The sequence below is a fragment of the Enterocloster sp. genome, from assembly GCF_057861365.1.
In genome coordinates, this window is the sequence record NZ_DBMACH010000017.1 from 63,700 (window position 1) to 70,172 (window position 6,473).

The following is a 6,473-nucleotide window of genomic DNA, read 5'->3' on the forward strand; positions in this document are numbered from 1 at the left end:
ATCAGAGTTCTCCTTTTAACAGTAAAATAGCCGACGGATCTACCCGAAGATACTCCGGGATCACTCCGGCAGAATTGTGGGTATGAATCGTCTTTTCTCGTTTCCACCACAGACCGTTTTTCAGGGTAATATACCACTCAAAGGGCATTTCAGACACCTGGGGTTCTTCCACAGGAATACAGTTTTCATATGCGTATGCAGCTGCCTTCTGTCTGCTTAGCGGCTCAAAATCATGAGCCCGGATCCCCACTGCAGTAATCTCCTCCCCCACCAGACGGTCTGCCATCAACTCTAAGCCGCCCCAGTCCAAAGCGCAGATATGCCGTTCACCCATCCGCCTGATCCTGGAAATATTTTTGCAGCCCGTAAGTCTTGCAGCCTTGCAGGTTTGGGGCCAGGCAAAAATATCTCTCGTCTTTCCCCTGGCCAGAACCTTTCCCTGATCCATCAAAAGTATCTCCGGACAGAGCTGGTATGCCTCGTCCCTGTCATGAGTTACCAGAATGGAAACGCCGTCATAATCCTTTAATGCTTCTGCCAGCTCCAGACGCAGCTTTTCCCTCAGATATGTATCCATTGCTGAAAACGGTTCATCTAAAAGCAGGATTTCCGGTTCATAGGCCAGAATCCGGGCCAGTGCTGTTCTCTGCTGCTGGCCGCCGGACAACTGAGCGGGATAATGCTTTTCCAGTCCGATCAGCCGGAAACGCTCCGTCATCTCCTGCACCTTCTGCTTAATGGCCTGAGGGGAGCAGGCCTGGGACTTCCTGCCCCCCGCTGCAGCCCTTGCGCCCTTTCCCTTTAAGCCTGCGGCAATATTTTCCTCCACCGTCATATTGGGGAACAGGGCGTAATTCTGGAACAGGTAGCCTACCCGGCGGATCTGAGGCGTTTCATTGATCTTAAGGGAAGAATCAAACAGAACCCGTCCCCCGGCTGCCTCCCCCTGAGCATATTGAAGGGCAATCCGGCCGGAATCCGGCGTCACAATGCCTGCAATGGATTTTAAAGTCATGCTCTTTCCACAGCCCGAAGATCCTAAAATACCCAGACAGCCTTTTTCCGCCTCGAAGGAAAGCTCCAGAGAAAATTCCTTCAGCTTCTTTTTGATTTCAACTCCCAGCAAAAGCCTGTGTTCTGTCTCAAGCGCCATGCTTTCTTCCTCCTGCCCTTAAGGCTCCCAGATTCATAAGCAGAATAGAGATAAAGGCAATGACCACAATGACGGCCACATACCGGTCTGCAGCCCCCATATTGCCTGCGGCCACCTCTGAATACACTGCCATTGGTAGGGTTCTTGTCTTTCCCGCAATATTACCCGCGATCATAGAAGTGGCTCCAAATTCTCCCAGACCTCTGGCAAAGGCCAGGACCCCGCCGCTTAAGATGCCTGGAGTGGCATTGGCAAAAAGCACCTTCCAGAAAATTTCCCACTCACTCATCCCCAGAGTCCTTGCAGCCGCAGTCAGATCCGGATCCACCTGCTCGAATGCACCCCTGGCAGAGCGGTACATCAGCGGAAATGACATCACCACCGCCGCCAGTACCGTAGCTCCCCAGGAAAAAGCAATCTTTACTCCGAAAAAATCAATAAAAAACTGTCCAATGGGGCGTTTTACCCCAAACAGATAGAGCAGAAAAAAGCCGGCCACCGTAGGCGGAAGCACCAGGGGAAGAGTCAGAATACCGTCACATATGATTTTTGACGTCTCATTTTTCAGACGGATCACAACCCCCGCTGCAAAAATCCCCAGAAAAAAGGTGATAAAGATGGACAGGCTGGCTGTCTTCATGGATATCAGAACCGGTGACCAGTCCATAATACGTCCTCCTTTTCATTTACAGATTTAAGGCAGGATTTCATTTCCCTTGGAGAAGCCATAAGCCTCAAATACATTCATGGCTTCCTCTGTTTTTAAAAACTCCACAAAATCTGCCGCTTCTTCAGAATGCGCGCTGCCTTTTAACACAGCTACAGGATAAATTACCTTCTTTTTCAGACTTTCCTCGGGAGCCTCAGCAATTACATCTACCTGCTCTGCCATGCTGGCTGCATCTGTGGCATATACGATACCTGCGTCTGCACTGGAAGCCGCTACCTGGTTTAAAACCTCTGTTACATTGGTTCCAAAGCTTACCTTATCCTGGATCCGATCCCAGATCCCAAGACTTGTGAGCGCTTCCTCTGCATACTGACCGGCCGGTACGCTGGCCGGGTCGCCCAGTGCGATAGAGGATGCTTTTTCAATATCTTCAAAAGCTTCAAGCCCTGCTTCATTTCCTGTGGGAACAATCAGAACGATCTTATTTTCCAAAAGATCCGCAATCGTATCCTCAGCAATCAGCCCCTTTTCATTTAAAGCATCCATCTGCTTTGTGGCTGCGGACATAAATACATCTGCCTCCAGTCCTTCTTCGATCTGGGTCTGAAGCTTACCGGAGCTGTCATAGACGCCTGTTACTATAACACCCGGATACTGAGCCTCAAACATGGGGATCAGTTCCTCTTCATAGGCATTTTTTAAACTGGCGGCAGCTGCCACTAAAAGCTCTGTCTCTTCTTTCTCTGAAGCGGCTTCTGTTTCTGCCTCAGCGGCTGCCGGAATCTTCGCGGTCTCTGTTTCCTTCTCTGCCTGAACACTTGTCTGTTCCTCAGTCTCCTTTGCTCCTCCTGAGCATCCTGCCAGCATCCCTGCTGCTAAAATTGCTGCTGCCACTGCATAAAGCTGTTTTCTCATTTTCCGCTCCTCTTCTTTCTGATTTTTTCCAGTTATTTACTCATTCCTATTGGCCTTATCTGGCACATTCTGAGGCACTGCCTCTTAAAATCCGAATCCCGTGGTCAAGAGAATCCAAAATATAACCCAGACTCTCCCTTACCGCCTTCGGACTTCCCGGAAGGTTGACGATTACGGTCTGTCTGCGGATCACTGATACTCCACGGCTGAGCATGGCCCGGTTCGTCACTGCCATGGACTGATACCGGATGGCCTCGGCAATTCCGGGAGCCAACCGGTCTGCCACTGCCAGAGTCGCCTCCGGAGTCTGATCCCGCATGGAAAATCCTGTACCGCCGCTTGTAACCACCAGATCTGCCCGGACTTCATCTGCCAGACGAATCAGCTCTGTCTTAAGTTCCTCCGGCTCATCAGGAATGATCAGCGTCTCCACTACCTCATAGCCTGCCTCCTCCAGCATCTCTTTTGCTGCAGGGCCGCTTTCATCCACACGCTCTCCCCTGGCTCCCTTATCACTCACCGTAATAACAGCTGCCTTAAATGACTTTTCCTCAGATCCGTTTCTCTCCTTCGCATCCATCCTTTTATCCTCCGATCGAGCTCATATTATGTGATTCCGTAATCCTTCCCGGTGTTTCAAAGCAGTGGGCCATGGGCTTTTTAAGGATCGTTTTCTCCATCACAGTCCTCAAACGGCTCTGAAGCCCTTCGTCACGAACATCCAGCCCTTCCGGCCAGATGAAGTGGCTTTCCTTTTCCGGCCGGGATATCTCCTCTCTGAGCACCTGTTTCAGATCCACGCCATCCTCATAACACAGACAGGTTTTCAAATATCCCTGAGCGGTCAGACGCACCCGGTTGCAGGAAGAACAGAACTTTCCGTGAATAGCGCTGATCAAGCCAATGCTGCCTTTAAACCTTTGGGATTTATAATAAACAGCCGGGCCAAAACCATGGACTTCATGGTCTGTTTCAAGATCCGGATACATTTCCTTCAGCTGCAAAAGCAGCGTTCTGTGATCAATGCCCTGAAACTGCTTTCCATAACCAATGGGCATCATTTCAATAAAGCGCACATCAACCGGATACTGCTCTGCCAGTGCTGCCATGGCCCGCCAGCCGTTCTTGTCCCGCTCTTTTCCATCCTTCCAGTTGTCGAAATCAATGGATACCGCATTGACCTTCACCGGGATGGGAAGCCTGTCTGCCCTGCTTATGATTCCCAGAACCTTATCCAGCGCATCTGCCCCGGTAATGGTCTCATAAAGCCCCGGATCCAGAGTATCCAGACTGATATTGACCGCATCCAGCCCCGCATTCAAAAGCTCACCCAGATACTGTTCCAGAAGAACACCGTTGGTGGTGAGAGTTACCTTCTCAATACCGGGGACATTTTTGAGCATCCGTACTAACTGGGGGCAGTCCCTGCGCACCAGCGGCTCTCCACCTGTAACCTTAATCTTCCTGATTCCCAGATCCGCCGCACAAACGGCTATCGCCTCCAGTTCTTCCAGGGAAAGGATCTCCCACCGGGGCATACACTGGATCCCGTCCGGCATACAGTATTTACATCTCAGATTACAGCGGTCTGTAATGGAGATCCGCATATAATCGATTTCTCTTCCCGTCTGATCCCTCATTTTTTACCTCTGCCTTCTTACTTCATTATAAAATTCCCCGCTCTTTCCGCCAGACTTATGCTCTAAATAGATATGGCTCATTTCCATAGACTTATCCACTGCCTTGCACATATCGTAGATGGTAAGGAGAGCCACATTCACTCCGGCCAGCGCTTCCATCTCCACGCCGGTGCGTCCGGTGGTACGGGCCGTACAGACTGCTTCAATCTCATTTGTCTCCTCATGGATCGTAAAGTCCACAGTCAGCTTGGTCAGGTTCAGCAGGTGGCACAGAGGAATCAGCTCAGAGGTTCTCTTGGCCCCCATGATCCCGGCCACACGGGCCACACCCAAAACATCGCCTTTTTTCATAGAACCCTCTTTCACCATTTTCAGGCACTCCGGGCTCATAAAGATACTGCCCCTTGCAGTGGCCTCCCGTTTTGTTTCTTCCTTTCCGCCTACATCTACCATCCAGGCATTTCCCTGTTCATCAAAATGTGAAAAATCCATTTTTCCTACACTCCTTTTCCAAAACCGCAGTTGGGGAATGTGCAGACCGGGCAGTTCAGACACAGGCCGCCCTGTCCCAGAGAAGCCAGATTTTCCTCTGTCACCTCATCATCTGCCATCACCCTTGGCAGCACCAGGTCAAAAATCGTACGCTTTGCATACATCACACAGCCCGGAAGCCCCATCACTGCCACTGTACGGCTCTTTCCTTCCTCCTCTACTTCCAGATAAGCTAATAAAAACATAGCTCCCGGAAGCACAGGAGCCCCGTAGGATACCACCCTGGCTCCTGTATTTTTGATGGCAAGGGGCGTCTTATCGTCAGGATCCACGCTCATGCCTCCGGTGCAGACTACTACATCCGCACCCTTTTTCACCATATCAAGGATAGAAGCAGTCACCTTTTTATCATCATCATTCCAGGTCACATGATCAATGATCTCCGTGTCAAACTGCGCCATCTTTTTCTCGATCACCGGGGTAAAGGTATCCTTGATCCGCCCGTAGAACACCTCATTTCCCGTGGTAATGATTCCTACCTTTTTATGTACAAAAGGCATTACATCCAGGATCGGACGTCCCCCTGTGGCAGCCAATGCGCTTTCTTTGGCCCGCTCCATCTTCTCCTCTTCGATCACCAGAGGGATGATACGGGTTCCAGCCAGCTTGTCCCCCTTCTTTACGGCAAAATTTCCGTGACGGGTGGCGATCATCATCTGTCCGAATCCGTTCACTGCCTTTAAGCCTCTGTTATCCACCTTTAAGAGACCGTCACAGTCAGCCGTAAGCTCAATCTTTCCCTCCTTTACCTCAGAGCGCTCCATATGGTTTCCCTTGCACAGGCTGCACAGGATCTCGGCTGCCTCATTTTCATGAAGCATCCCCTCCTCCTTTTCCCAGACATACAGCTGATCCTTTCCCACACTTAAAAGTACCGGTATGTCCTCCTTTGCGACAATATGTCCCTTGCGGAATACGGCGTCCTTTGTCACGCCCTTGATGATCTGTGTAATGTCATGGCAGAGTACAGCACCCTCTGCATCTACTGTTTTTATCAGCTTCATTTTGCAACCTCCACCGTTATTGTTTTTTTGAAATAACGCTCTTATGATGATACCACGAATGGGGGAATTTGTAAATGGTTTGCGGGGCAGAAAAGGATCATGTATTTCTACACGATCCTCATATTTGCAGTGTCTTACCATTACTGGATTTGCAGGCTTTCCGCATATTTAAATTGTATAATATCTCTTGGAGCAGTTTCAACATAGGCTTGCTCTTTATGCATAAAGAATTCTCCTTCCAGAGAAAAATGATATGCATTCGTTTCTCCCATATCAACTTCTTCACAGGGCACATCCTTTAAGTCTATTATGGAATTATGCCCTACAGGAACCGCCCCCATCGGAAGTGCCTGATAAACCAAATGGTTTACATGTACACATTTGTTGTCACAAACATGGATTCCTCACCAGAGTATCTCATCAAATTTTACTGCAAGTGAGGGCTGATGGAAAACTTCATTAAAGAAAGCAAATCCGGTTTTGATTTTGCGTCCGTAAGCAGTCATACCAGAATGGTAAATGCCAATAGACTGCAGGTA

Annotated in this window: 7 protein-coding genes and 2 pseudogenes; 1 reads left to right on the forward strand and 8 read right to left on the reverse strand. The window is 49.6% G+C overall.

What is annotated here, in order from left to right; genetic code table 11:
• Position 1: 1 nt before the first annotated feature.
• The 8 genes and pseudogenes from ACZM6M_RS14920 to ACZM6M_RS14955 form a co-directional block, all read right to left on the reverse strand.
• On the reverse strand, positions 2-1,153 hold the full coding sequence (locus ACZM6M_RS14920) for a sulfate/molybdate ABC transporter ATP-binding protein (protein ID WP_418496690.1): 1,152 nt from the start codon (positions 1,151-1,153) through the stop codon (positions 2-4).
• Positions 1,143-1,820 (reverse strand): molybdate ABC transporter permease subunit, encoded by a 678-nt coding sequence (modB, locus tag ACZM6M_RS14925; protein WP_066547028.1) that lies wholly within the window; start codon positions 1,818-1,820, stop codon positions 1,143-1,145. Before modB ends, ACZM6M_RS14920 begins: the two co-directional genes overlap by 11 nt.
• A gap of 27 nt (positions 1,821-1,847) precedes the next feature.
• On the reverse strand, positions 1,848-2,738 hold the full coding sequence (gene modA / locus ACZM6M_RS14930; RefSeq protein ID WP_418496691.1) for a molybdate ABC transporter substrate-binding protein: 891 nt from the start codon (positions 2,736-2,738) through the stop codon (positions 1,848-1,850).
• 55 nt (positions 2,739-2,793) lie between these two features.
• Positions 2,794-3,294 (reverse strand): annotated as a pseudogene (locus tag ACZM6M_RS14935) (MogA/MoaB family molybdenum cofactor biosynthesis protein); the annotation flags it as partial.
• Between the two features lie 28 nt (positions 3,295-3,322).
• Positions 3,323-4,378 (reverse strand): GTP 3',8-cyclase MoaA, encoded by a 1,056-nt coding sequence (gene moaA / locus ACZM6M_RS14940; RefSeq protein ID WP_066547021.1) that lies wholly within the window; start codon positions 4,376-4,378, stop codon positions 3,323-3,325.
• A gap of 3 nt (positions 4,379-4,381) precedes the next feature.
• Entirely contained in the window at positions 4,382-4,870 is a 489-nt protein-coding gene (gene moaC / locus ACZM6M_RS14945; RefSeq protein ID WP_337433443.1) for a cyclic pyranopterin monophosphate synthase MoaC, read from the reverse strand.
• A gap of 5 nt (positions 4,871-4,875) precedes the next feature.
• Positions 4,876-5,934 carry a molybdopterin-binding protein gene (locus tag ACZM6M_RS14950; RefSeq protein WP_066547017.1) on the reverse strand — a complete coding sequence of 353 codons (1,059 nt, stop codon included), beginning with the start codon at positions 5,932-5,934 and terminating at the stop codon, positions 4,876-4,878.
• Between the two features lie 140 nt (positions 5,935-6,074).
• A complete protein-coding gene (locus ACZM6M_RS14955) occupies positions 6,075-6,206 on the reverse strand; it encodes a hypothetical protein (RefSeq protein ID WP_278283996.1) in 132 nt (43 codons plus the stop codon).
• A gap of 84 nt (positions 6,207-6,290) precedes the next feature.
• On the opposite strand from ACZM6M_RS14955, the pseudogene ACZM6M_RS14960 reads away from it, so the two are divergent.
• A pseudogene (locus tag ACZM6M_RS14960) lies at positions 6,291-6,473 on the forward strand (transposase); the annotation flags it as partial.

Excerpts from the sequence above, each read along its gene's own strand:
- ACZM6M_RS14920 (WP_418496690.1), bottom strand. The coding sequence starts at position 1,153 with ATGGCGCTTGAGACAGAACACAGGCTTTTGCTGGGAGTTGAAATCAAA.
- modB (WP_066547028.1), bottom strand. The coding sequence starts at position 1,820 with ATGGACTGGTCACCGGTTCTGATATCCATGAAGACAGCCAGCCTGTCC.
- modA (WP_418496691.1), bottom strand. The coding sequence starts at position 2,738 with ATGAGAAAACAGCTTTATGCAGTGGCAGCAGCAATTTTAGCAGCAGGG.
- moaA (WP_066547021.1), bottom strand. The coding sequence starts at position 4,378 with ATGAGGGATCAGACGGGAAGAGAAATCGATTATATGCGGATCTCCATT.
- moaC (WP_337433443.1), bottom strand. The coding sequence starts at position 4,870 with ATGGATTTTTCACATTTTGATGAACAGGGAAATGCCTGGATGGTAGAT.
- ACZM6M_RS14950 (WP_066547017.1), bottom strand. The coding sequence starts at position 5,934 with ATGAAGCTGATAAAAACAGTAGATGCAGAGGGTGCTGTACTCTGCCAT.
- ACZM6M_RS14955 (WP_278283996.1), bottom strand. The coding sequence starts at position 6,206 with ATGGGAGAAACGAATGCATATCATTTTTCTCTGGAAGGAGAATTCTTT.